The organism is Hyphomicrobium sp. CS1BSMeth3, from assembly GCF_900117415.1.
GTDB lineage: Bacteria > Pseudomonadota > Alphaproteobacteria > Rhizobiales > Hyphomicrobiaceae.
Map to the genome: position 1 here is coordinate 1,646,714 of NZ_FPEI01000006.1, position 24,988 is coordinate 1,671,701.

18 protein-coding genes are annotated in these 24,988 nt (G+C 64.6%); 15 read left to right on the forward strand and 3 right to left on the reverse strand.

Going from position 1 to position 24,988, the window contains the following annotated elements; all coding sequences use genetic code 11:
* The first annotated feature begins 131 nt into the window (after positions 1-131).
* The gene (locus CS1BSM3_RS22800; RefSeq protein ID WP_072391338.1) at positions 132-1,664 is read left to right on the forward strand and encodes a helicase HerA-like domain-containing protein; all 1,533 of its coding nucleotides are present in this window, start codon (positions 132-134) and stop codon (positions 1,662-1,664) included.
* Between the two features lie 920 nt (positions 1,665-2,584).
* On the opposite strand, the gene CS1BSM3_RS22810 is transcribed toward CS1BSM3_RS22800, so the two are convergent.
* The gene (locus CS1BSM3_RS22810) at positions 2,585-3,664 is read right to left on the reverse strand and encodes an AAA family ATPase (protein ID WP_072391344.1); all 1,080 of its coding nucleotides are present in this window, start codon (positions 3,662-3,664) and stop codon (positions 2,585-2,587) included.
* Positions 3,665-4,268: 604 nt separating this feature from the next.
* On the opposite strand from CS1BSM3_RS22810, the gene rpmI reads away from it, so the two are divergent.
* The 5 genes from rpmI to CS1BSM3_RS22835 all read left to right on the forward strand — a co-directional run bounded on the left by rpmI (position 4,269) and on the right by CS1BSM3_RS22835 (position 10,378).
* A complete protein-coding gene (gene rpmI, locus CS1BSM3_RS22815) occupies positions 4,269-4,469 on the forward strand; it encodes a 50S ribosomal protein L35 (RefSeq protein ID WP_072391347.1) in 201 nt (66 codons plus the stop codon).
* 85 nt (positions 4,470-4,554) lie between these two features.
* Positions 4,555-4,920, forward strand: coding sequence for a 50S ribosomal protein L20 (gene rplT, locus CS1BSM3_RS22820; protein WP_072391350.1), 366 nt, complete (start codon positions 4,555-4,557; stop codon positions 4,918-4,920).
* Positions 4,921-4,948: 28 nt separating this feature from the next.
* Positions 4,949-6,031: a phenylalanine--tRNA ligase subunit alpha gene (gene pheS, locus CS1BSM3_RS22825; RefSeq protein ID WP_072391353.1), complete on the forward strand. Its 1,083-nt coding sequence runs from the start codon at positions 4,949-4,951 to the stop codon at positions 6,029-6,031.
* 740 nt (positions 6,032-6,771) lie between these two features.
* Positions 6,772-8,250, forward strand: a complete 1,479-nt coding sequence (locus CS1BSM3_RS22830; protein ID WP_072394356.1) for a Do family serine endopeptidase — start codon at positions 6,772-6,774, stop codon at positions 8,248-8,250.
* 64 nt (positions 8,251-8,314) lie between these two features.
* The gene (locus CS1BSM3_RS22835; protein WP_348532915.1) at positions 8,315-10,378 is read left to right on the forward strand and encodes a PhoX family protein; all 2,064 of its coding nucleotides are present in this window, start codon (positions 8,315-8,317) and stop codon (positions 10,376-10,378) included.
* Positions 10,379-10,572: 194 nt separating this feature from the next.
* Here the strand turns inward: CS1BSM3_RS22835 and CS1BSM3_RS22840 are convergent, their stop codons facing one another.
* Positions 10,573-12,102, reverse strand: a complete 1,530-nt coding sequence (locus CS1BSM3_RS22840) for a DHA2 family efflux MFS transporter permease subunit (protein WP_072391356.1) — start codon at positions 12,100-12,102, stop codon at positions 10,573-10,575.
* Between the two features lie 219 nt (positions 12,103-12,321).
* On the opposite strand from CS1BSM3_RS22840, the gene CS1BSM3_RS22845 reads away from it, so the two are divergent.
* Positions 12,322-13,296: a 2-hydroxyacid dehydrogenase gene (locus CS1BSM3_RS22845; protein ID WP_210188822.1), complete on the forward strand. Its 975-nt coding sequence runs from the start codon at positions 12,322-12,324 to the stop codon at positions 13,294-13,296.
* Positions 13,297-13,302: 6 nt separating this feature from the next.
* Here CS1BSM3_RS22845 and CS1BSM3_RS22850 read toward each other — a convergent pair whose 3' ends face one another.
* Positions 13,303-13,569, reverse strand: coding sequence for a hypothetical protein (locus tag CS1BSM3_RS22850; protein WP_072391359.1), 267 nt, complete (start codon positions 13,567-13,569; stop codon positions 13,303-13,305).
* Between the two features lie 602 nt (positions 13,570-14,171).
* On the opposite strand from CS1BSM3_RS22850, the gene gltB reads away from it, so the two are divergent.
* From gltB to CS1BSM3_RS22890, 8 genes are read left to right on the forward strand one after another with little or no spacing between them, the layout of a single operon-like run.
* Positions 14,172-18,932 (forward strand): glutamate synthase large subunit, encoded by a 4,761-nt coding sequence (gene gltB, locus CS1BSM3_RS22855; RefSeq protein ID WP_174263755.1) that lies wholly within the window; start codon positions 14,172-14,174, stop codon positions 18,930-18,932.
* A 5-nt stretch (positions 18,933-18,937) separates the two neighbouring features.
* Complete coding sequence (locus CS1BSM3_RS22860; RefSeq protein WP_072391362.1) at positions 18,938-19,519, forward strand: glutathione S-transferase family protein; 582 nt, start codon at positions 18,938-18,940, stop codon at positions 19,517-19,519.
* Positions 19,520-19,558: 39 nt separating this feature from the next.
* A complete protein-coding gene (locus CS1BSM3_RS22865; protein WP_072391364.1) occupies positions 19,559-21,004 on the forward strand; it encodes a glutamate synthase subunit beta in 1,446 nt (481 codons plus the stop codon).
* An 11-nt stretch (positions 21,005-21,015) separates the two neighbouring features.
* Entirely contained in the window at positions 21,016-21,525 is a 510-nt protein-coding gene (locus tag CS1BSM3_RS22870) for a prolyl-tRNA synthetase associated domain-containing protein (protein WP_072391367.1), read from the forward strand.
* 36 nt (positions 21,526-21,561) lie between these two features.
* On the forward strand, positions 21,562-22,473 hold the full coding sequence (trxA, locus tag CS1BSM3_RS22875) for a thioredoxin (protein ID WP_072391369.1): 912 nt from the start codon (positions 21,562-21,564) through the stop codon (positions 22,471-22,473).
* Positions 22,474-22,521: 48 nt separating this feature from the next.
* Positions 22,522-23,205 (forward strand): LON peptidase substrate-binding domain-containing protein, encoded by a 684-nt coding sequence (locus CS1BSM3_RS22880; protein WP_072391371.1) that lies wholly within the window; start codon positions 22,522-22,524, stop codon positions 23,203-23,205.
* 22 nt (positions 23,206-23,227) lie between these two features.
* Positions 23,228-23,434 (forward strand): Trm112 family protein, encoded by a 207-nt coding sequence (locus CS1BSM3_RS22885; protein ID WP_072391374.1) that lies wholly within the window; start codon positions 23,228-23,230, stop codon positions 23,432-23,434.
* Between the two features lie 31 nt (positions 23,435-23,465).
* Positions 23,466-24,956 carry an aldehyde dehydrogenase family protein gene (locus tag CS1BSM3_RS22890; protein WP_072394365.1) on the forward strand — a complete coding sequence of 497 codons (1,491 nt, stop codon included), beginning with the start codon at positions 23,466-23,468 and terminating at the stop codon, positions 24,954-24,956.
* Positions 24,957-24,988 lie beyond the last annotated feature (32 nt).

Sequence of the window (24,988 nt, forward strand, 5' to 3'; positions counted from 1 at the left end):
CACACGCCGGATGCGCCCTGCCTTTTCGCCCGCGTTGCATTGCCAAAAAGCCCGTGCAATCACGGTGTGGGCCGTAAGCGGGGGGCGAATCAGCCAGGGAAACCGCGCGGCAGGGGTTGGGAGATAGCGGCATGACGAGCGCTGAAGCCAAGCTTGAGGAAGGGCTGATCTTCATCGGCCAGAGCGATGCCGAGGAAGGTGGCGGGGCCGAGTGCCTGGAGCTGAAGCTCGCCAACCGCCACGGCCTCATCACGGGCGCGACCGGCACCGGCAAGACCGTGACGCTGCAGGTGCTCGCAGAAGGCTTCTCCGCCGCAGGCGTCCCCGTGTTCGCCGCCGACATCAAGGGCGACCTCTCCGGCGTCTCCATGCAGGGCGAGCCCAAGCCCTTCCTGACCAAGCGCGCGGAAGAGATCGGCCTCGAGGACTACACGAACACCGCCTTTCCCGTCGTCTTCTGGGACATCTTCGCCCAGCAGGGCCACCCGGTGCGCGCGACCGTGCAGGACATGGGACCGCTGCTGCTCTCGCGCCTCCTCGAGCTCAACGAGGTGCAGGAGGGCGTGCTCAACATCATGTTCCGCGTCGCCGCCGACGAGAAGCTGCCGCTGCTCGACCTGAAGGACCTGCGCGCCATGGTCGCCGAGGTCGCGGGCCGCGCCAAGGAGATGACGACGAAGTACGGCAATGTCGCGCCGACGTCGGCGGGTGCCATTCAGCGCCGCCTGCTCGTGCTGGAGGAGCAGGGCGCCAACCACTTCTTCGGCGAGCCCGCTCTCGATATCAAGGACTTCATCCGCACGACCAATGACGGCCGCGGCGTCATCAATCTGCTCGCCGCCGAAAAGCTCATGAACACGCCGCGTCTCTACGCGACGTTCCTGCTCTGGATGCTGGCGCGCCTCTTCGACACGCTCCCCGAGGTCGGCGACCCGGACAAGCCCAAGCTCGTCTTCTTCTTCGACGAGGCGCACCTGCTCTTCAACGACGCGCCCAAGGCCCTGCTGGAGCAGATCGAGCGCGTGACGCGCCTCATCCGCTCGAAGGGCGTCGGCGTCTACTACGTTACGCAGAACCCGCGCGACGTGCCGAACGCCGTCTCCGCCCAGCTCGGCAACCGCGTGCAGCACGCGCTGCGCGCCTTCACGCCCGTCGAGCAGAAGGGCATCCGCGCCGCCGCCGAGACGTTCAGGCCCAATCCCGCGCTCGACGTCGAGCGCGTCATTCAGGAGCTGAAGGTCGGCGAGGCGCTGGTCTCGGTGCTGCACAACAAGGGCGAGCCCTCCATGGTGCAGCGGACCATGGTCCGCCCGCCCTCGGGCCGCATCGGACCGGTCACGCCGCAGGAGCGCCAGAAGCTTATCGACGCGAGCCCCATTCAGGGGAAGTACGAGGACCTGATCGACCGCGAGAGCGCCCACGAGCTACTGCAGAAGAAGGCCGAGGCCGAGGCCGCCGAGGAGGAGAAGGCCCAGGAGGCCGAGGCCGGTGGCTGGGGCGGCGGCATCACGAAGACGATTTTCGGGCGCGGCCCGCGCGGCGGCATGTCCGTCGGCGAGCAGATCACGCGCGACGTCGGCCGCTCGATCATGCGCTCACTCGTCACCCAGGTGAAGAACGCGATCATCAAGTCGATCTTCGGCGGTGGGGGGAGGAGGAGGTAGGGGGTGGCCTACGGGGATACGATCACGCGCGCGGCGCGTCAGAAAAACATCGCCCTTTCATCCCCGAAGCGCTCTCCTAAGGGCCCGCCCCAGATATGGCTCAATCCGGGGATCAGCACGCGCAGCAAGCGCCGTCTTAAACTGATCTAATGTTCCACGGTAGCCATGACGAGCTTGAGCACGCGTGTAGGCCAGATGGATGAGATAGTCCTTCCCCGAGATCATCTGATGGGAAGTGATACTATTCCGAGTTGCATTTGTCTTTACCATCACAAGCGCTGCTAAAAATGCTTCACGTCCACTGTGGGCCACGATAGCTTGAATAAGGCTCACCATTCGAACCAGTACGCGCTCGCCCACAACCTCCAGACCACGCCTGTTGTCACATAGTCGATGCACCGAATACGCCACGGTTTGCAGGCCTGTCGCCAGGGCGTGCGATACTGCATAAATTATAAAAAGGCTTGATAACGAGCGACAAGACGCATCAATCCACTGCGGAAAACTCCAATCGTTCCGAATATCCTCCTCTCTTCTGTTGGAGTCAGCCTCAGCGCAGAGCGCCACAATCGCATCTTCGCTCAGCAGCAGATTCTCAACGCAATAACAGCGCAACCTGTATAGATTCCTTAACTGCGGCCGCCTGCGGCCAACCACAAATTCAAAATCTCCATCAATAATATATAGCCGCCTCCTGCCATCGGCAGCTTGATCCGTCCTACATAGATCTATGACATCCCGCCTGCTCCCCACCTGATTCACACTGCGAAGTCTCACATCGCCGCCGAGTATCCGTCGGAGAAGAAATAAATGCATATTATGGCATGTACTATCCTCAACGTATATTTCGATATCATTGCTATGACGCTTAAGGAAGGCCACGGCACGGAAAGCATTCCTCGAATATCTAATCATGCCGGTCACCTTAGCTCCACTTTGCCTGCCTCCTTCATGTCTCGGCACGCAAACAGCCTATTAAGGATGATCGACGGGGAATGGGTAGCCATAATAAACTGGACCGAGGGATTAGCCTCCAACACACTCTCCACAAACAATTCCTGCCACTCAATATGCAGCGACAGCTCTGGTTCATCGATGATGAAGACGTTAGCCTGCTGCGCGAGCGGATTAAAATAAAGGTGAGTCAGCAGCACAAATATTTGAGCCTCGCCTGAGGAGAGAGACGAAATTGAGCGCGCGCCTGGGACATCCTCAACTCGGAAGTTAAGATTACCTGCGCCATCAAAGAACAGCTCCTTATTGCTGTCCTTAAGAAATCTATTAACTGAGGCGATATACTTATTCATAACGCTGGAAGCGTCGGCGCCTTCTGCGTTATGGCGCTCCACAATATCGATCATCTCGGATATCTTTTGGAGCTGAGGCAGGTTTGAAGACCATTGGACCAGGGCGCCGAAGGCAGGATCGCTAGGCCTCGTAGGGTCCATTATATCCGAAAGTTCCTTGCCTTTCGGGATTTGCTTGGCCCATCCTTCCATAAGCGTTAGGAAAGGAGTTAGGCGACTTTCGATGTCACTCTCCTTCACCTCTAATAGTTCTGGTATTTTTGCCGCGGCCTTCCTGAGTTCGACTATCGTTTGTAAGTCCGACCGCCTTGGCACCTCAATCGGCCCATAATCGCGCTGCGCAACGGAAATTAGGTTCAGAACAAGAAGACGTCGGTATCTATCGCTAATCTGCTTGAGCTGATTTTGCAGGCGCTGATACCTGCTCTCCACGAGAGCCACTGCTGCCGCAATACTGGCACCTAGCGAGACACTAAAGATATTTCTCTCCCGCCTCCTGCGAATCGCATACCTGATCGACGCTTCGTCAGGAGTGGAGGCACGCCGGTCCAAGTCCAAAAACATGGGAGTCGGAAGAGTTGATATTAAAGCCAGAACAGGGTGGTTCGACGTAGAGACGAGTAACGCTCTATAATAATCCAGCTCTTTTTCCTGCCCCCTATAATAATCCTCCGGGTCTGGCTCAAAACGCACAAAGCTATATTTTTCCTTTATGCCAACCGCCGAGATTATGATTGCGCGCTCGTTTTTTTTCCGCTCTTATCGTAATATTCCGGCCCTCGTGCTCTATATGCAATGACATCTCTCGGAATTGAATGTTGGCGAGCATCTGAAGAGAAGGGCTAATGAGCGCCACAATCGAATGAACGGCCGACGATTTACCACTTCCGTTGTTACCAGTCAGGAAAGTGAGATCCGGCGCGAACTCAATCCCAATTGTAAGGTAGCCGTGTATGCCACTCGCCCTAAATCGGTGAATTTTCATGACGGCTCCATATAGGGATCGGACGCACGATTTGTCCGCGACTAAAACTATCCGCTGGTTAGGTGAATAGCCAGCGTGTGCCGCAATCGCAGCACACCACCCTTGTGGATGGCACATGCGGTGCGAGTGGTGGGCGCAAACTCTAGCCCCCTCCCCCTCCCTTGCCTTCCTGCCCCCGCTCCCCTATAACCCCGCTCGTTCGAGCCGCCCGGCGGGGCATGCCGTGGCGGCTTTCGATGCTTTGCATCACCGCCTGCATTTCGCGGGCTCGCACGGAGAAATCCGTGTAAAATCAAGAATATGGAGAGCCAAATGCCCAAGATGAAGACCAAGAGCGGCGCCAAAAAGCGCTTCAAGATCACGGGTACGGGCAAGGTTGTTGCCGCGGCCCAGGGCAAGCGTCACGGCATGATCAAGCGGACGGCCAAGTTCATCCGCTCTGCGCGCGGCACCATGACCCTCAACGACAGCGACGCCGGCATCGTCAAGAAGTACATGCCTTATCATCGCTGACGCGATGGGGCCCAATCATAGCTGAGCGGCGTCGCCGATCAGCCCCGCTGTCATCTGAAGATTTTGAAGCTCTAGGAGAATTCCCATGGCCCGCGTCAAGCGTGGCGTGACCGCTCACGCAAAGCACAAGAAAGTCCTGGACGCCGCCAAAGGCTATTACGGCCGGCGCAAGAATACGATCCGCATGGCCAAGCAGGCCGTCGAGAAGGCCCTGCAGTACGGCTATCGCGATAGGAAGCGCAAGAAGCGCACGTTCCGCGCGCTCTGGATCCAGCGCATCAATGCCGCCGCCCGCGAGCACGGCATGACCTACGGCAACTTCATCCATGGCCTGTCGGTCGCCGGCATCCTGGTGGACCGCAAGGTGCTGGCCGATGTCGCGGTGAAGGACCCGGCGGGCTTCAGGGCGCTCGTCGAGCAGGCCAGCGCGGCTGTCGCGAAGGCGGCCTAAGTCGTCCTCCGACCCGACGAGGCCGACCATGACCGCCACCAGTGCGCCCGCTGACCTCAATGCCCTCGAAGCCGAGCTGATCGGCGAGATCGATCGCGCCGAAAATCTCGGCGCCATCGAGCAGGTGCGCATCGGCGCGCTCGGCAAAAAGGGGCGCGTCTCCGAGCTCATGAGCCAGCTCGGCAAGCTCGCGCCCGAGGACCGGAAGGCCTTCGGCGCGGCGGTCAACCAGCTCAAGACCACCGTCACTAATGCCCTCGAGAGCCGCAAGTCGGTCCTCGAGGAGGCAGCCCTTTCCGCGCGCCTCGCCAATGAGCGCGCGGACGTCACGCTGCCGGTGCGTCTCGGCCCCCAGGCCGAGGGCCGCATTCACCCGGTGAGCCAGGTCTGGGACGAGGTCACGGAAATCTTCGCCGACATGGGCTTTGCCGTCGCCGAAGGCCCAGATATCGAGACGGACGACCTCAACTTCACCAAGCTCAACATCCCGCCCGAGCATCCCGCGCGCCAGGAGCACGACACGTTCTACCTGAGCCCGCGCGCCGACGGCTCGCGCATGGTTCTGCGCACGCATACGAGCCCCGTGCAGATCCGCACGATGCTGAGCCAGAGGCCGCCGATCCGCATCATCGCGCCGGGCCGCGTCTATCGCTCCGACAGCGACCAGACGCACACGCCGATGTTCCACCAGATCGAGGGTCTCGTCATCGACGAGGAGACGCACCTCGGGCATCTCAAGTGGTGCCTCGAGGAGTTCTGCAAGGCCTTCTTCGAGGTGGACGAAGTGAAGATGCGCTTCCGCGCCTCGCACTTCCCCTTCACCGAGCCGTCCATGGAAGTGGACGTCGATGCGGCCGCGATCGGCAAGCCCGGCCGCTGGCTCGAGATCCTCGGCTCGGGCATGGTGCATCCGAACGTGATCCGCGCCTGCGGCCTCGATCCGGAGAAGTATCAGGGCTTTGCCTTCGGCATGGGCCTCGACCGCATCACCATGCTGAAGTACGGCATCCCGGACCTGCGCGACATGTTCTCGGCGGATATGCGCTGGCTCCGCCACTTCGGCTTCCTGCCCTTCGACGTGCCGACGCTCGCAGGCGGCGTTTCGAGCTGAGCGGGATCGCGCCTCCGGCGCGAGCGGGGCCATGCCTCTGGCATGCCTCCGGCATGACCCCCGCGCCCCATCGGGAGGGACACCCTCCCAAACCCACCCGTCTTTTATGGACTTGGAGCGAGCATCTCGCACCACGATGTCCCTTCTCCCCGTCCTATACGGGGAGAAGGCTAGGATGAGGGGCGGCGGCATACGCGGAGGTCAGCGCAAGCTCCCGCCCCTCACCCCGCGAAGAGCGGGGAGAGGGGGAAGCGGGTGCCACACGCGAGCGCTGTCCGCATGGCCGCCACGGGCATAGCACCACGGAAGGAGGCGATAGCACCTCTTCCCAGCAGCCCGTGGCACTAAACAAAGACGGGGGTTCGGGGGTGTCCCCCGATCGGGGTGCGGGGTCATGCCAGAGGCATGCGGCCCCGCTCGCGCCAACGGCGCGATTTGCCGTCCCGGCGACCGAACCATCACCCTGACCACCGCCTGCGCACCCCTTGCCGGCAGCCCGCGGCAAAACAAACGTTGCCCCCAAGTTGACGCAAGTGCGTGCCCAGATGGCGCGGAACCGCCATCCGGACGGGGATCAACGTGCTTGTGATGCATCAGCAGCAGGCGCGGGCGTTGACAGGTCCCGGATCCGCCTGGATGGATAATTCCGACATCAGGCGACGGCCCGCGCCTCCGCGCGGCCGGCGAATTTTGTCCGTGCGATCAATTGCGAGGCGAGAATGACCATGCCGGCCACGTCGATGACTGAGGCAAAGCGCCCCTCCTTGCGGCGGATGGCCCTGCGCCGGCTGTCCATCGGGCTCCTCGGCGCGCTGGTCATGACGGCCGCGACACCCACCCTGGAGGCGACCGCGCGGAGCGGCCCGCAGTCGGTGGCCCCACTCGCCGAGCGCCTGATCGATGCGGTGGTGAACATCTCCACGAGCCAGAGCGTGAAGGGCAAGCAGAGCGGTGTGCCGCTTCCCTCGGTGCCCAAGGGCTCGCCCTTCGAGCAGTTCTTCGAGGATTTTTTCGACCGGCGCGGCAAGCCGGACGATCAGCGCAAGGTGTCCTCGCTCGGCTCGGGCTTCATCATCGACGGCAAAGAAGGCCTGATCGTCACGAACAACCACGTGATCGAAGGCGCCGACGAGATCGTCATCAATTTCCACGACGGCTCGAAGCTCAAGGTCGATCGCGTCATCGGCAAGGACACCAAGACGGACCTCGCGCTGCTCAAGGTGACGCCGAAGAAGCCACTGCCCGAAGTTGCTTTCGGCAGCTCGAATGACCTCAAGGTCGGCGACTGGGTGATGGCGATCGGCAATCCCTTCGGCCTCGGCGGCTCGGTCACCGTCGGCATCGTCTCGGCCAAGCAGCGCGACATCAGCTCCGGCCCCTACGACGAGTACCTGCAGACGGACGCCTCCATCAACAAGGGCAACTCGGGCGGTCCGCTCTTCAACATGGACGGCCAGGTGGTCGGCGTGAACACCGCAATCATCTCGCCGACGGGCGGCTCGGTCGGCATCAGCTTTGCGGTACCCTCGGATGCGGCAATATCGGTCGTCGATCAGCTCCGCCAGTTCGGCGAGACACGGCGCGGCTGGCTCGGCGTGCGCATCAAGAGCATCACGGAGGATGTCGCCGAGACACTCGGTCTCAAGGAGAATGCCGGCGCGCTCATCTCGTCCGTCACAGCCGACAGTCCGGCGCAGAAGGCCGGCATTGAGGCGGGTGATGTCGTCGTGCGCTTCGACGGCCGCGAGGTCACGACGACGCGTGGCCTGCCGCGCCTCGTCTCGCAGACGCCGATCGGCAAGACGGTGGATGTCGAGGTCCTGCGCAAGGGCGCGCGGCGCACGCTCAAGGTGACGGTTGCGCGGCTCATGGAGGAGGAGGCCGCGGCTCAGAAGCCGGGTGGCGAGAACACGCCGCAGAGCGGGCGGCTGATCGGCCTCGGCTTGGCCCCGCTCGATGAGGATCTGCGCAAGCAGTTCGGCCTCGATGCCAAGACCAAGGGCGTCATTGTGACCGAGGTCGATCCGCAGAGCCCGGCGGCCAAGCGCGGCATCAAGGTCGGCGACGTGATCGTCGAGGCGGGCCAGGACGCCGTGGCATCGGTGGCTGATGTCGCAGCGGGCATCGAGAAGATCCGCAAGGCCGGCCGCAAGGCGGTGCTGCTCAGGGTCGAGGACGCCAAAGGCGAGCTGCGTTTCGTCGCCGTGCCCATCGAGTAGTTGGCGCACGCGATCACTTTCCCCCTTTCCCATTGCCTTCAAGGGCGAGTGGGGAACTTTTCAAATGTCACAAATCCCGCGCCAAGATGCAGGCATGATGATGGGTGGCCTGATGGCGAGGGACGACACCATGCACGACGACAGCCAATACGAGAGCAAGTCGCAAGCCTGCGAAGCGGCGGACGACATCCCCAAAAATCCCGATACCGGGCACAGCATCGGCGCCGTCATCGCCCGCCGCTATAGCCGCCGCGACATGCTCAAGGGCAGCCTCGGCGTAACGGCCGCGACCGCACTGTTCGGCGCAGATGCGCTCATTGCCGGCCGCGCGCGTGCAGAAGCGCTCACATCCGCCGCCTTCAAGGAGATCGCCGGCGGCGTCGATGAGCGCCATCATGTCGCCGAGGGCTACACGGCCGACGCGTTGCTCCGCTGGGGCGATCCGCTCTTTCCAGATATGGCGCCCTTCGATCCGCGCAAGCTCACAGCCGAAGAGCAGGCGCGCCGCTTCGGCTACAACAACGACTACGTCGCCTTCTTCCCGATCGGCAATGCGGGGGACCGCGGCCTCCTCTGCGTCAATCACGAGTACGTCGATCCCGAGGCCATGTTCCCGGGCATCAAGCGCGTCTCGCGTACGAACTTCTCGGAAATCACCGAAGCCCACGTCGCCGTCGAGATGGCCGCCCATGGCGTCACGGTCGCCGAGATCGTGCGCGAGGGCGAACGCTGGCGGCCCGTGCTGGAGAGCAAATCAAACCGGCGCATTACATCTTCCACGCCCATGACGTTCGACGGGCCCGCCGCCGGTCATGCGCGTCTCAAGACGAGTGCCGACCCGAGCGGCCTTCGCGTTCTCGGCACGCTCAACAACTGCGCCGGCGGACACACGCCCTGGGGCACGTACCTCACGGCCGAGGAGAATTTTCACGGCTACTTCTGGACGGACGCGCCCAAGGACAAGCCGACGGACGCCGGCTCGGAGGCGAAGAGCTACGCGCGCAACCGCATTCCGAGCAACTGGTATAGCTGGGGCCGCTACAATCCGCGCTTCAACATCGACAAGGAGCAGAACGAGCCGAACCGCTTCGGCTGGATCGTCGAGATCGACCCGAGCGATCCCACGTCCACGCCCGTCAAGCACACCGCGCTCGGCCGCTTCAGCCACGAAGGCGCCGAATGCCTCATCAACAAGGACGGTCGCGTGGTCCTCTACTCCGGCGATGATGCGCGCTTCGAGTACGTCTATCGCTTCGTCAGCCGCGATCGCTATCGCGAGGGCGATCGCGCACACAACATGCGCCTCTTCTCGGAGGGCACGCTCTCCGTCGCGCGCTACAACGACGATGGCACGACCGACTGGCTGCCGCTCGTCTTCGGCGAAGGCCCGCTGACGCCGGAGAACGGCTTTCATTCCCAGGCCGACGTCGTGATCGACGCGCGCATTGCGTCGGATCTCCTCAAGGCCACGCCCATGGACCGGCCCGAGGACGTCGAGCCCAACCGGCGCACCGGCAAAGTCTATGTCATGCTGACGAACAACGATCGGCGCAAAGCGGACCAGAAGAATGCCGCCAATCCGCGCGCCGAAAACGACTTCGGCCATATCATCGAGATGACCCCGCCCGATAACGACCATGCCGCTGCGCGCTTCGCTTGGGATCTGCTCCTCGCGTGCGGCGATCCGACCGTGGCGGAGGTCGGCGCACGCTGGAATCCGGCGACGACGGCCGACGGCTGGTTCTCTTCCCCGGACAACTGCGCTTTCGATGCCGACGGGCGCCTCTGGGTGAGCACCGACCAGGGCTCGAGCTGGCCCAAAACCGGCAAGGCCGATGGCCTCTATGCCATCGACACCGAAGGCGCGGAACGCGGCCGCTCGCGGCTCTTCTTCCGTGGCCCGATCGGCGCGGAAATCTGCGGGCCGACCTTCACGCCCGACGGCGAGACACTCTTCCTCGCCGTGCAGCACCCGGGCACCGACGGCGCGCGTGCCTGGAAGCCCTTCGGGCGCCCCTCGACCTTCGACGATCCCTCGACGCGCTGGCCGGACTTCGATCCGAACATGCCGCCGCGTCCCACTGTGCTTGCCATTCGCCGCAAAGGCGGCGGCCGCATCGCAAGCTGAGGGCGACGGTCGCTCCGCGACGGGGCTTTCGCCCCGCCCCCCAATCCGGGGGAGGGACACCCTCCCGACCCCCCCCGCCTGTACGGACTCAGCGTGCGCCGCGAGTGCACCAGGTCCCTTCTCCCCGTCCTTACGGGGCGAAGGTTAGGATGAGGGGCGGCGCCACTTCCCAGCAGCCCGCGGCAAACAAAAATTCAACCCGCCGGCTTCCTCGCATTCCGCAACAGCAGCGCCAGCGGGAATGACGCCGCGGCAGCAGCAGTGAAAAGCCCGAATGCATTGAGGTGCGCGATCATGGCGGCTTGCCGCGAGATCTCGCCCGAGAGACGCGCTAGCGAGCTCGGGCTCGACATGTCGAACGGCCCTGCAGCCCACGGCAGTGCCAGCGTGCGGTTGTATGGCGAGATCAGCTCGGAGAGCACGGCGTAATTCGTGCCCGTGGAGCGTACGACCTCGGCAACGCAAATGGATATGAACAGGCTCGCGCCGATATTGCGCAGGAGATGGAACATCGCCGTCGCCTCGGGCATGCGCTCGCGCGGGATATTGGCGAACGTCACGAGCGACAAGGCAACGACGATGATGCCGGCCGAAAGACCTTGAGTGATACCGTTCATCGCCAGCTCGAACGGCGTCACATTGAGATCGATGCGCATGAGCCAGAGCCCGGCAATGAACTGAAGGACGAAGCCGGCGCCGACGCTGACGCGCGGGTCGAGCCGCGACAGAAAGATCACCGCAAAGAAGCCGAGAAGCCCGCCGATCCCGCGCGCGCCGACGACCTGCCCGACGAGCACATCCGGATAGCCCATGTAGATGCGCATGAGCGGCGGCAGCAGCACCATGGGCACGAAGTTCAACATGCCGAAGATGGCGATGAGCGCGAGCCCGAGGCTGTAGTTGCGGTCGAGCAGGAGGCGCAGATCGAGGAAGGGCCGCCGCGACGTGAGGCTGTGCGCGAGAAAGAGATAGAACGCGACAACTGAGATGAAGAGCGTGACGCGGATCTCCATCGACTCGAGCCAGTCGAGCCGCTGGCCGCGCGAGAGCGCGAGTTGCAGGCCGCCGAGCGCCACGGAGAGCAGGATGAAGCCGATCCAGCTCAGATACACCGGCCCCCGCCCGCGATCCGCAGGCAATGTCGCCGAGAGCCCGAGCGTCGCCGCAACGCCGACCGGAATAAGCAGGAAGAAGGCCCAGCGCCAGTTGAGGATCTCAGCGAGATAGCCGCCGATGGTCGGCCCGATGATCGGTCCGAGGACGACGCCCATGCCGTACACGCCGAGCACCATGCGATGCTGCCGCGGAGGGAAGGTGTCGAGCAGGATGGTCTGTGCGAGCGGCACGCACGGCGCGCCGGCCGCTCCCTGCGCGATGCGCCAGAGGATCATCTCCTCCAGAGACGTCGCAAAACCGCAGAGTGCCGTCGAGACCGTGAAGATCCCCGTCGACCAAATCATCACGGTGCTGCGGCCGAAGCGTGCCGTGAGCCAGCCCGTCATGGGCATGGCAATGGCGGTCGCCAGGATGTTGAATGTCATGGTCCAGGAGACTTCGTCCGGCGTTGCGGAGAAGCTCCCCTGCATCTGCGGCAGCACCGTCGAGGCGACGAGGATCGAGCTGAAGTAGAGCGCCACCGACAGCATTGCCGAGATGAGAATGAGGATGCGCCGGGACGCCCCCATCTCCGGCTCGGCCGCGGGCCTGTCGGTTGTATCGGTCATGCTGATCGCCGTGAGCCGCCGGTCCGCGCTCGGATCTATCCGTAGGCCGCCCGGCACTCGGGCACAACGGCCCCCAGAGCGGGCCGCCCTGCACCGGGCGCGCTCCATCCCCTCACGGCGGGAGCTTGTCCGGACAGCGAAGCGGGAGGATAGTGGGCACCTTCCACCACCCGGAGCCGTTCGGCTCCCAATCAATCCAACACCGAGGAGCGCCCTGCCATGTCGACCACCCCGCCGCGGATCGTGCTCGTTCCCCCCTCTGCCAAAACCGGGGAGCTCGCCCAGTCGCTTGCGCCCTCAGGCTTCGAGCTGGTCCTGGCGCCGGATTCGGGCCCCGAGCTGATGCGCGCGGTGGAGAGCGCCCAGTTCATGGTCTGCTACCCGAATGTGAAGATGGAGGCGCCCTTCTATCGCACCGCCACCAACCTCAAGCTCGTGCAGCTCCTGAGTGCCGGCTATGACGCGGTGGACATCGAGGCGGCCCGGGCAGCCGGCGTGCCGGTCTGCAATAACGGCGGCGCCAACGCGATCTCGGTCGCCGAGCACGCGATCATGCTCATGCTCACGGTCTCGCGGCGCGTAATCTGGCAGCACGCGAGCGTGCGCGGCGGACGCTGGCGCGGCAATGGTCCGGCACCGGCCATGTACGAGCTCTATGACAAGACGCTTGGCATTGTCGGCCTCGGCACGATCGGCAAGAAGGTGGCCCGTCTCGCGCGCGCCTTCGGCATGAAGGTCGTCTATTTCGACATCCGCCGCCTCACCGAGGACGAGGAGGACGCGATCGGCGTCAAATTCCGCCTGCTCAAGGAGCTGCTGCGGACCAGCGACTTCGTCTCGCTCAACGTACCGCTCAACGCCTCGACGCGTCACCTCATCGGCGCCGAGGAGCTGGCGCTCATGAAACCGACGGCGATCCTCGTGAACACGAGCCGCGGCCCGGTCATCGACGAGCCGGCGCTAACGAAGGTGCTGAGCGCGGGCAAGATCTTCGGCGCCGGCCTCGACGTGTTCGACCAGGAGCCGCCGCCAGCGAACAATCCGCTCCTTCAGCTCGACAACGTGGTGCTGACTGCCCACTTCGCCGGGCCGACCTCCGACAACCACATTGCCCGCTTCCGCAATGCCTTCGACAACATCCAGCGCGTAGCGCGCGGCGAGCCGCCGCTCTGGGTGGTGCAGGAGCTTCGCTAGAAAGCGTCAGCGCGGGCCATCATCCCCGCGCCCGACCGTCAGCATGATCGCGGTGCCGGCCGAAAGGCCGGCGAACGTGGTCATCATGCCGCCGAAGAGCAGCAGGGTCGGAATCCAGGGCTCGCTGCTCGAAGCTACCAGATGGCCGAGAGGCGAGCCCTCCATTGCGAGGGCGGCGGCCGCCACGAGCGCACCGATGCCCGCCCCCATCAGCCAGCCGATGAGGATGAGCCGCACGACCCTCGGGAACCTTTGGCGTACCTGTCCCGCCATGGCGAACTCCTGTGCGGTGCTCCCAGTTGAGCGACCTCGGCCAACTTGGCCTGGCTGAGGCCCCAAAAATCAAGGCTCGGCGCCGGGATTCAAAGTTAACTCCGGCCGCGCTGTCTCGATCCATGCCCGACTTCCTGGGTGCGGCATTTTTGTTGCGGCGCCCAAATTTTGGCATTCCCAAGGTGGACTAGGTCAGCTATCCTGTCCTTTGTGTGGATCGTCCGCTCAAACCGCCCGGCGCGCGCCTGAACCCAAGGCGCCATTTTCGGGGGGCGTGGTTCACTCTCGTGGGGCAGGCAGCAAGTCGTCGACCAGGACCCTTCGCCCGCCGTGTAGCATATCCGAACCGGAGATATGCCACGGTCGGCGTGAAGCGATGACCCGACCGCCTGATTCACCCACTTCAACGCGGGATGGCCGTCTGCGGCCACACGGCGCCGCTTGGCGTGCCTGCGATCTGGAAATGGGGCGCGCAAAACCCGCACAAGATGGGGCGGCGCGCTCTCAGGCACATGATATTCGGACGACTTGGGGTATCACCGACCATGGCACACGCGACTCTCGAAAACGGCGCCGCGCAATCCGGAATTGACTCGAGTGTCATGGATTGGGCAAAGCCGCGCGCCCAGGGTCTTTTCGATCCGAAACGAGAGTCCGATGCTTGCGGCGTCGGCTTCATCGTCGATCTCAAGAACCGCGCCAGCCATTCGATCGTCGAGGACGCCCTCGCCATTCTCGAGAACCTCGAGCACCGCGGTGCCGAAGGCGCCGAAGCGGGCGCCGGCGATGGTGCCGGCATTCTCATCCAGATCCCGCACGCCTTCCTGAAGGAGGAGTGCGCAAAGCTCGGCATCAAGCTGCCGGAGCCCGGCCTCTATGGCGTCGGCCACATGTTCATGCCGCAGGACGAGCGTATGCGCACGCACTGCGAGAAGATCTGGGCGCGCCTCATCCGCGAGGAAGGCCTCGAGTTCCTCGGCTGGCGCACCGTGCCCGTCGACAACTCGCGCCTGCCGGCCCTCGTTCGCGCGGCCGAGCCGGTGCACCGCCAGCTCTTCGTCGGCCGCCCCAAGGGTATGACCGACCCGGACGAGTTCGAGCGCAAGCTCTACCTCATACGCAAGGTCGTCTCGAACGCGCTCTTCAAGTCCTTCAAGGAGCGCGACGTCGGCCACTACACGGTGAGCCTGTCGAGCCGCACGCTCGTCTACAAGGGCATGTTCCTGTCGTGGCAGGTCAAGACCTACTACAAGGACCTCTCGGACCCGCGCGTCATCTCGGCGCTCGCCCTCGTGCACCAGCGCTTCTCGACGAACACCTTTCCCTCGTGGAAACTCGCGCATCCCTATCGCATGGTCGCCCACAACGGCGAGATCAACACGCTGCGCGGCAACGTGAACTGGATGGCGGCCCGCCAGGCTTCCGTCTCCTCGCCGCTCTTCGGTGACGACATCACCAAGCTCTGGCCCATTTCCTACGAGGGCCAGTCCGACACGGCGTGCTTCGACAATGCCCTCGAGTTCCTCGTCATGGGCGGCTACAGCCTTGCCCATGCTGCGATGATGCTCATCCCGGAAGCCTGGGCCGGCCATGAGAGCATGGATGCCGAGCGCAAGGCTTTCTACGAGTACCACGCCTGTATGATCGAGCCGTGGGATGGCCCGGCCGCCATGACCTTCACGGACGGCCGCCAGATCGGCGCGACGCTCGATCGCAACGGCCTGCGGCCTGCGCGCTATCTCGTCACCAAGGACGATCGCGTGATCATGTCCTCGGAGTCGGGCGTGCTTCCCATTGCCGAGGAAAACATCGCGAAGAAGTGGCGCCTTCAGCCCGGCAAGATGCTGCTGATCGACCTCGCCGAAGGCCGCATCATCTCGGATGACGAGCTGAAGCGCGAGCTAGCCGCGAAGAATCCCTACGAGCAGTGGCTCAAGCGCACGCAGATCCAGGTCTCGGACCTGCCGCTGCCGAAGAAGTCGCCGCGCAAGAAGAGCAACGTCAGCCTGCTCGATCTGCAGCAGGCCTTCGGTTACACGCAGGAGAGCTTGAAGTTCCTCATGGCCCCGATGGTCCAGACGGGCCAGGAGGCCGTCGGCTCCATGGGCACGGACACGCCGATCTCGGCGCTGTCGTCGAAGCCCAAGCTGCTGCACACCTACTTCAAGCAGAACTTCGCGCAGGTGACGAACCCGCCGATCGACCCGATCCGCGAAGAAGTCGTCATGAGCCTCGTCTCGTTCATCGGGCCGCGGCCGAACCTGCTCGACCTCGAGGGCACCTCGCGCCACAAGCGTCTCGAGGTCTATCAGCCCATCCTCACCAATGAGGATCTGGAGCGCATTCGCGCCATCGGCGAGGTCGCAGACAACCAGTTCTCGTCGATCACCATCGACATCACCTACGCCGCGGAAGCCGGTGCTGCCGGCATGGCGACGGCGCTCGATGTGGTGTGCGCGGAGGCGGAGGAGGCCGTCCGTTCCAGCGACTACAACATCATCATCCTCTCGGACCGCGCGACCGGCCCGGATCGCATTCCGGTCCCGTCGCTGCTCGCGACCTCGGCCGTGCACCACCATCTCATCCGGCAGGGCCTGCGCACATCGGTCGGCCTCGTCGTCGAGACGGGCGAGGCGTACGAGGTGCACCAGTTCGCGACGCTTGCGGGCTATGGCGCCGAGGCGATCAATCCCTATCTCGCCTTCGAGACCGTCGAGCAGCTCGCGCCCGAGCTCGATGCCGGCCTCGACAGCAAGGAAGCGCACAAGCGCTACATCAAGGCCATCGACAAGGCGCTGCTGAAGGTCATGTCCAAGATGGGCATCTCGACCTATCAGTCCTACTGCGGCGCGCAGATCTTCGACGCGGTCGGCCTCAAGTCGAGCTTCGTCAAGAAGTACTTCACCGGCACGCACACACAGGTCGAGGGCGTCGGGCTCTTCCAGATCGCACGCGAGACGGCCGAGCGTCACCGCCAGGCCTTCGGCGATGTGCCTTATCTCGAGAACATGCTCGATGTCGGTGGCGAGTACGCCTACCGCACGCGCGGCGAGTCGCACTCGTGGCGGCCGAGCGTCGTCGCGGACCTGCAGCACGCCGTGCGCTCGACGCCGAACGAGGACGCCATGGCGGGCAAGATCCCGCAGAAGTGGCGCGACTACGCAGCTCAGATCAACGACCAGTCCGAGCAGCTCATGACCATGCGTGGCCTCTTCCGCATCAAGAGCGCGGAGGAGATGAAGCGCAAGCCCGTGCCGATCGAGGAAGTCGAGCCTGCGGCGCAGATCGTGAAGCGCTTCGCGACCGGCGCCATGAGCTTCGGCTCGATCAGCCGCGAGGCGCACACCACGCTCGCGATCGCGATGAACCGCATTGGCGGCAAGTCGAACACGGGCGAGGGCGGCGAGGAATCCGACCGCTACGTGCCGCTGCCGAACGGCGACAGCATGCGCTCGGCCATCAAGCAGGTGGCGTCTGGCCGCTTCGGCGTGACGACGGAATACCTCGTGAACTCCGATCTCATGCAGATCAAGATGGCGCAGGGCGCCAAGCCCGGCGAGGGCGGCCAGCTCCCCGGCCACAAGGTCGATCAGGTCATCGCCAAGGTGCGCCACTCGACGCCGGGCGTCGGCCTCATCTCACCGCCGCCGCACCACGACATCTACTCGATCGAGGATCTGGCGCAGCTCATCTATGACCTGAAGAACGTCAACCCGCGGGCGGATGTTTCGGTCAAGCTCGTCTCCGAGGTTGGCGTGGGCACGGTCGCGGCGGGCGTCGCCAAGGCGCGCGCCGATCACGTGACCATCTCGGGCTTCGAGGGTGGCACGGGCGCCTCGCCGCTCACGTCGATCAAGCACGCCGGCAGCCCCTGGGAGATCGGTCTTGCCGAGACGCACCAGACGCTCGTCATGAACCGTCTGCGCGGGCGCATTGCCGTGCAGGTTGACGGCGGCATCCGCACGGGCCGCGACGTCGTGATCGGCGCGCTGCTCGGCGCCGACGAGTTCGGCTTTGCCACCGCACCGCTCATCGCGGCCGGCTGCATCATGATGAGGAAGTGCCACCTCAACACCTGCCCGGTCGGCGTCGCGACGCAGGACCCGGAGCTCAGGAAGCGCTTCAAGGGCCAGCCCGAGCACGTCGTGAACTTCTTCTTCTTCATTGCGGAAGAAGTGCGCGAGATCATGGCCACGCTCGGCTTCCGCTCGTTCAGCGAGATGGTCGGCCAGTCCGACTGCCTCGACAAGGAGAAGGCCATCGGCCACTGGAAGGCGCGCGGTCTCGATTTCGAGAAGCTCTTCCACAAGCCGGTCGTGCCGGCCAGCGTCGCGATCCACAATTGCGAGCGCCAGAACCACGGTCTCGAGAAAGTGCTCGACCGCAAGTTCATCGAGGCGGCAAAGCCGACCATCGAGACGAAGAAGCCCATCAAGGCCGAGTTCGCGATCTCGAACCGCGACCGCGCAGCCGGCGCCATGCTTTCGGGCGAAGTCGCTCGCGCTCATGGTCATGCCGGTCTCGCCGAGGACTCGATCTGGATCTCGCTCAAGGGCATTGCCGGCCAGAGCTTCGGCGCCTGGGTCGCGCGCGGCGTCACGCTCGATCTCACGGGCGAGGCCAACGACTACGTCGGCAAGGGCCTCTCGGGCGGCAAGCTGATCGTCCGCCCCGATCCCAAGTCCGGCATCGTGCCCGAGGAGAGCATGATCGTCGGCAACACGGTGCTCTATGGCGCGATCACCGGCGAGTGCTACTTCCGCGGCATCGCGGGCGAGCGCTTCGCGGTCCGCAACTCCGGCGCTTATGCCGTTGTCGAGGGCACGGGCGATCACTGCTGCGAGTACATGACCGGCGGCGTTGTCGTCGTCCTCGGGTCGACGGGCCGCAATTTCGCAGCCGGCATGTCGGGCGGCGTCGCGTATGTCCTCGATGAGGCGGGCGACTTCGAGACGCGCTGCAATCTCTCCATGGTCGACCTCGAGCCGGTCGCCGCGGAGGAGGAAGTCATGAGCCGCCTCGCCAATCAGAGCGGCGATCTCGCGAGCCACGGCCTCGTCGATGTCATGCAGAACATGACGGCGCAGGATGCCGAGCGCCTGCACGCGCTCATCACGCGCCACGCGCACTACACGAACTCGGCCAAGGCCAAGGAGATCCTCGCCGACTGGCCGACGTGGAGCGCCAAGTTCCGCAAGGTGATGCCGATCGAGTACCGCCGCGCGCTGAGCGAGATGACCAAGCTCCAGGAGGCCGACACGACCGGTCTCGGCGTCATCGAGATCGGCGTGCCCAAAGGCGCCGCCAAGCCCAAGGCCAAAGCCAACGGGAATGGCAAAGCCAAGGCCAAGCCGGCGGAGTAGACGTCATGCAGATCTACGGTGACGTCATCTCAGGCAACTGCCTGAAGGTGAAGTGGACGGCCGACGCTGTCGGACGGCCCTACACCTGGGTGCCGATCGACATCATGAAGGGCGAGTCCCGCAACGCCGCCTATCTCGCGAAGTTTCCGCAGGGGCAGGTGCCGGCGGTGGAGTTCGACGACGGGCGCACGCTCGCGCAGTCGAACGCGATCATCCGCTACCTGGCACGCGGCTCGCACCTCCTGCCCGACGACGGCTTCGCGCAGGCCAAGATCGATGAATGGCTCTTCTGGGAACAGTACAGCCACGAGCCCTATGTCGCGGTCTGCCGCTTTCACATGAAGTACCTCGGCCGCTCGAAGGCCGAGCGCGATGCGTGGCGCGTCGAGCGCGGCGAGAAGGCCCTCGATCTCATCGAGCAGCAGCTCTCAGGGTCCGACTTCCTCGCCGGTGCTGGCCTCACGATCGCCGATGTCGCCGTCGTCGCCTACACGCGCATGGCCGATGAAGGCGGCTTCGATCTGGCCGAGCGTCCAGGTATCCGAAAATGGATCGCGCGCTGTGAAAGCAGCTTGCGCATCCACTAGAACAATCTCCGATACACGCCGATCCGAGAGGCGACTGAAATGGGTAAGATTACGGGCTTCATGGAGTTTGACCGCGCCGACCGCGGCTATCGTCCGGTCGAGGAGCGGCTGAAGCACTATCGCGAGTTCGTCGAGCCGCTTCCTGAGAAGGACGTGAAGACGCAGGCCGCGCGCTGCATGGACTGCGGCATTCCTTATTGCCACAATGGCTGCCCGGTCAATAATCAGATCCCCGACTGGAATGACCTCGTCTATCAGGGCCAGTGGTCTACGGCGTCGCTCAATCTCCACTCGACGAACAACTTCCCCGAGGTCACGGGCCGCGTCTGCCCGGCGCCGTGCGAAGCCTCGTGCACGCTCAACATCGAGGACGTGCCGGTCACCATCAAGACCATCGAGTACTCGATCGCCGAGCGCGCGTTCGCCGACAACGGCAACAAGTGGGTGCCACAGCCCCCCGACAAGAAAACGGGAAAGCGTGTGGCCGTGATCGGCTCCGGCCCGGCAGGCCTCGCTGCGGCCCAGCAGCTCGCGCGCGCCGGCCACGAGGTCCACGTCTATGAGAAGAACGCCTTTCCCGGCGGCCTGCTGCGCTATGGCATTCCCGACTTCAAGCTCGAGAAGGTCGTCGTCGAGCGCCGCGTGAAGCAGATGGAAGCCGAGGGCGTGACCTTCCATTGCAATACCCACGTCGGCAAGGACGTGACCGTTGCGTCCCTCAAGAAGTCGCATGATGCCGTGCTGCTCACGGGCGGCTCGGAGAAGCCCTTCGACTTCTTCGCCAAGGCGTCGGGCCGCGAGCTCGACGGCATTCACTTCGCCATGGATTTCCTGCCCCAACAGAACCGCCGCGTGTCCGGCGAGACGATCGCCAAGGGCACGAAGGAAATCAGTGCCAAGGACAAGCACGTCATCGTCATCGGCGGCGGCGACACCGGCTCCGACTGTATCGGCACGTCCTTCCGCCAGGGTGCGAAGTCCGTGACCCAGCTCGAGATCATGCCGCAGCCGCCGAAGATGGAGAACAAGGCGCTCTCCTGGCCGCACTGGCCGCTCAAGCTGCGCATCTCCTCGAGCCAGGCCGAAGGCGCCGCGGTCGAATACTCGATCTCGACCACCGGCTTCTCGGGCGAGGGCGGCAAGATCAAGAAGCTCCACTACACGCGCGTCGACAGCAAGCTGCAGCCGGTCCCCGGCTCGGAGGGCGCGCTCGACGCCGATCTCGTGCTGCTCGCCATGGGCTTCTCCGGTCCGACGGAAGATGACGTCGTCAAGGAGATGGACCTCCCCGTGGTCGCGCGCGGCCGCTTCAAGGGTCTCGAGGCCAACGAGCGTGACTATCGCATCCGCGGACGTGACAAGCTCTTCGTCGCCGGCGACATGCGCCGCGGCCAGAGCCTCGTCGTGTGGGCGATCCGCGAGGGCCGGCAGGCCGCCGCCTCGATCGATCGCGTCCTCATGGGCCGCACGGACCTGCCGCGCTGAGTGAGAGTCCTATGCCGGCAACCCGGGAAATCCTTTTCGCGCGTCTGGCCGAGCTCGGCATCCAGACCGTGACCGTCGAGCACGAGGCGGTCTTCACGGTCGCCGAGAGCTCGCATCTCGAGCGCAATCTCGAGGGCGGACATACCAAGAACCTCTTCCTGAAGGACGCCAAGGGCCAGTTGTTTCTCGTCGTCGCCGAGAGCCACACGCCCGTCGACCTGAAGTCCCTGCACAAGAGGATCGGCGCCGCGCGGCTGAGCTTCGGCAAACCCGAGCTGCTCATGGAAGTGCTCGGCGTGCCGGCCGGGTCGGTCACGGCTTTGGCCCTCATTAACGATGATCAGAAGCGCGTGAGCGTGGTGGTGGACGAACGCCTCATGGGCTATGAAAGGATCAACTGCCACCCGCTGGTCAACACGGCGACGACGAGCATCGCGCGCGACGATCTTCTGCGTTTCATGCGTGCCACTGGACACGAACCTCTCGTCGTCGCGATCGATGCACCCAGCGAGGCCGGCTGACAATTTGCGAAAGCTCGCTTCTCGGGAGTTGAAGGTATGGAATTCGGCCAGAAGGCCCCTGGGGCGGCCGGCCCCGGCGGAGACGTGATCAAAGACACGACGACCGCGGGCTTCATGAAGGACGTCATCGAGGCGTCACGGGCGCAGCCCGTCATCGTGGATTTCTGGGCCCCGTGGTGCGGCCCCTGCAAGCAGCTCACCCCCATCCTCGAGAAGGTTGTACGGGCCGCTGGCGGCAAGGTGCACCTCGTCAAGATCAATATCGACGAGCATCCCGCCATTGCCCAGCAGCTCCGCGTGCAGTCCATCCCGACGGTCTATGCCTTCCTCGATGGCCGCCCCGTCGATGGCTTTGCCGGCGCGCAGCCCGAGAGCCAGATCAAGGCTTTCGTCGACCGCCTCGTCGGCGATGCCGGCGCCGCCGACCTCGAGCACGCCATTGCCGAAGGCGAGAAGGCCTTCGAGGAGGGTGACCTCCAGACGGCAGCCGAGATCTTTGCCGCCGTGCTCCAGGAGGAGCCCGACAACATCAAGGCGCTCGCCGGCCTCGCGCGCTGCTATCTCAAAACCGGCGACCTCGAGCGCGCCGAGCAGACGCTCGAGCTCGCGCCGCCCGACAAGCGCGACGCCGCGCCGCTCGCGAGCGTGCGCGCGGCCCTCGGTCTTGCCAAGCGCGGCCAGGAGAGCGGCAACCTCGGTGAGCTGAAAACCAAGGTCGAGGCCAACCCGGCCGATCATCAGGCGCGCATCGATCTCGCGACCGCGCTCGCCGCCAACGGCGAGAAGGAGGAGGCGGTGAGCCATCTGCTCGAAAGCTTCCGCCGCGATCGCAAATGGAATGACGAAGCCGCGAGGAAGCAGCTCGTCGAGCTGTTCGAGGCCTGGGGCCCCAAGGACCCAGCGACGCTCGACGGCCGGCGCCGCCTGTCGTCGCTGCTGTTCTCGTGACGTGAAGGCCGCTCCGCAGGTGCGGCAGGCCACTGGAGTACGTTACGCGTGAAGTTTCTGGAGCAATACCGTTCGCCATCGGACCTGCCGTCGCGCATCCCGGTATTTCCGCTGCTCGGCGCCATCACGCTCCCGCGTACGACATTGCCGCTCAACGTCTTCGAGCCCCGTTACCTCGCCATGGTGGATGACGTGCTCCGCGGCGAGCGGATCATCGGCATCATTCAGCCGACGGGCGATGGCGGCACGACCGGCTCGCCGACGTCGCGCAGCGCGCCATTGCAGGCCGTCGGCTGCGCGGCGCGGCTCTCGGCCTTCCAGGAGCAATCCGACGGCCGCCTCCTGATCACGCTTACCGGGATCTGCCGGTTCGATGTCGTCGGCGATGTCACAACGCGCGAGCTCTACCGCACGCTCGACGTCGCCTATGAGCGCTTTGCCGATGATCTCGTCGCCTCGCTCGGCGCCGAGGAAGTCCCGCGCTCCGAACTTCTCTCCGTGCTGCAGCGTTATCTCGACGCGCGCCACCTCAAGCCCGACTGGGAAGCCATCGAGCAGTCCGAGAACGAAGATCTCGTGAACGGCCTTGCCATCGCCGGCCCCTTTGCGCCGCCGGAGAAGCAGGCCCTGCTGGAAGCCGCAACGCTCGCCGATCGCGCCGCGGCCCTCATCGCCCTCGCGGAGATGGATCTTGCCGGGTCCGCGGCCAAGCCCGGCTCGCGCCTTCAGTAGTCGATCGAGTAGGAATGCCGGCATGAACGAACGCCGCAAAGAGCCAGCCGCCGCATCGGAGCGCACGGCACCGCGTTTCCTCGAGCTGCTGGTCTGTCCCGTGACCAAGACCTCGCTCGAGTACGACGAGAAGAACCAGGAGCTGATCAGTCGCGCGGCCCGCCTCGCCTACCCGATCAAGAGCGGCGTGCCGTACCTACTGCCTTCCGAAGCCCGAACGCTCGATTGAGCGCAACCCGATACGAATGGAGGATCCCGCCATGGCAGTCACAAGCAAGCCCAGCACGAGCACCAGCCTCCGCCATGAGACCATGCTGATCGACGGCGCCTGGACCGACGGCAACGCCCGCGAAGCCATCACCGTCCTCAATCCGGGCAACCGCAAGCCGATCGCGAGCGTTCCGCGCGGCACCGCCGAGGACATCGACACCGCCGTCAAGGCCGCGACGGCAGCATTCCCGGCGTGGATGCGCGTGCCGCCTCGTGATCGCGGCCGCATTCTCACGCGCATTGCCGATGTGATCGAAGCCCGCGTCGAGGAGCTCGCGAAGATCATCGCCGAGGAGACCGGCAACGCCATCAAGACGCAGGCGCGCCCGGAGGCGAAGGGGACCGCCGAGATCTTCCGCTACTTCGGCGGTCTCGCGAGCGAGCTGAAGGGTGAAACGATCCCCTTCGGCGAGCACGTGCTGAGCTACACGCGCCGCGAGCCGATCGGCGTCGTCGGCGCCATCATCCCGTGGAACGCGCCCGTGCTCCTCGGCTCGCTCAAGATCGCGCCCGCGCTCTGCGCCGGCAACACGCTGGTCCTCAAGGCGGCTGAGGACGCGCCGCTCGGCATTCTCTGGGTTGCGCGCATCTGCCAGGAGTTCCTGCCCAAGGGCGTGCTGAACGTCATCACCGGCTACGGCCCCGAGGCGGGCGCCGCGCTCTCGGCACATCCGGGCGTGCGCAAGCTGTCGTTCACCGGCTCGACGGAAGTGGGCAAGCTCGTCATGAAGGCGGCATCGGAGCGCATTGTGCCGGTGTCGCTCGAGCTCGGCGGCAAGAGCCCGTCGATCGTCTATCCCGATGCGAACGAGGACTGGGTCGTCGACGGCATCATCGCGGCCATGCGCTTCACGCGCCAGAGCCAGTCGTGCACGGCCGGCTCGCGCCTCTTCCTGCACGCCGACATCTTCGACGATTTCCTGAACAAGCTCGCCGCGAAAGCCTCGAAGCTCAAGATCGGCAATCCGCTCGACGAAGAGACGGACATGGGCGCGATCATCAACGAGAAGCAGTTCCGCAAGGTCTGCGGCTATGTCGAGGATGGCCTGAAGCAGCCCGGTGCGACGCTGCGCTTCGGCGGCCTGCCGCCCAAGGACGGCCCGCTTTCAGAGGGCTTCTTCGCCATTCCGACGCTCTTCGCGCATGATGCCAACGATTGGCGCCTTGCGAAGGAAGAGATCTTCGGCCCCGTGCTCGTCGCGATCAAATGGACGGACGAGCAGGAAGCCATCCGCATGGCCAACCAGACGCACTACGGCCTCGCCGGCTACGTCTGGACGAAGGACATCGGCCGCGCGCTGCGCACGGCCCACGCGATCGAAGCGGGCTGGGTGCAGATCAATCAGGGTCTCGGCCAGTCGCCGGGTCACTCCTACGGCGGCGTCAAGCAGAGCGGCATCGGCCGCGAGTTCTCGCTCGAAGGCATGCTCGACAGCTTCACGATCAAGAAGAACGTCACGATCAACCTCGCGACGCCTTGATTTTGTTTGCCGCGGGCTGCTGGGAAGAGGTG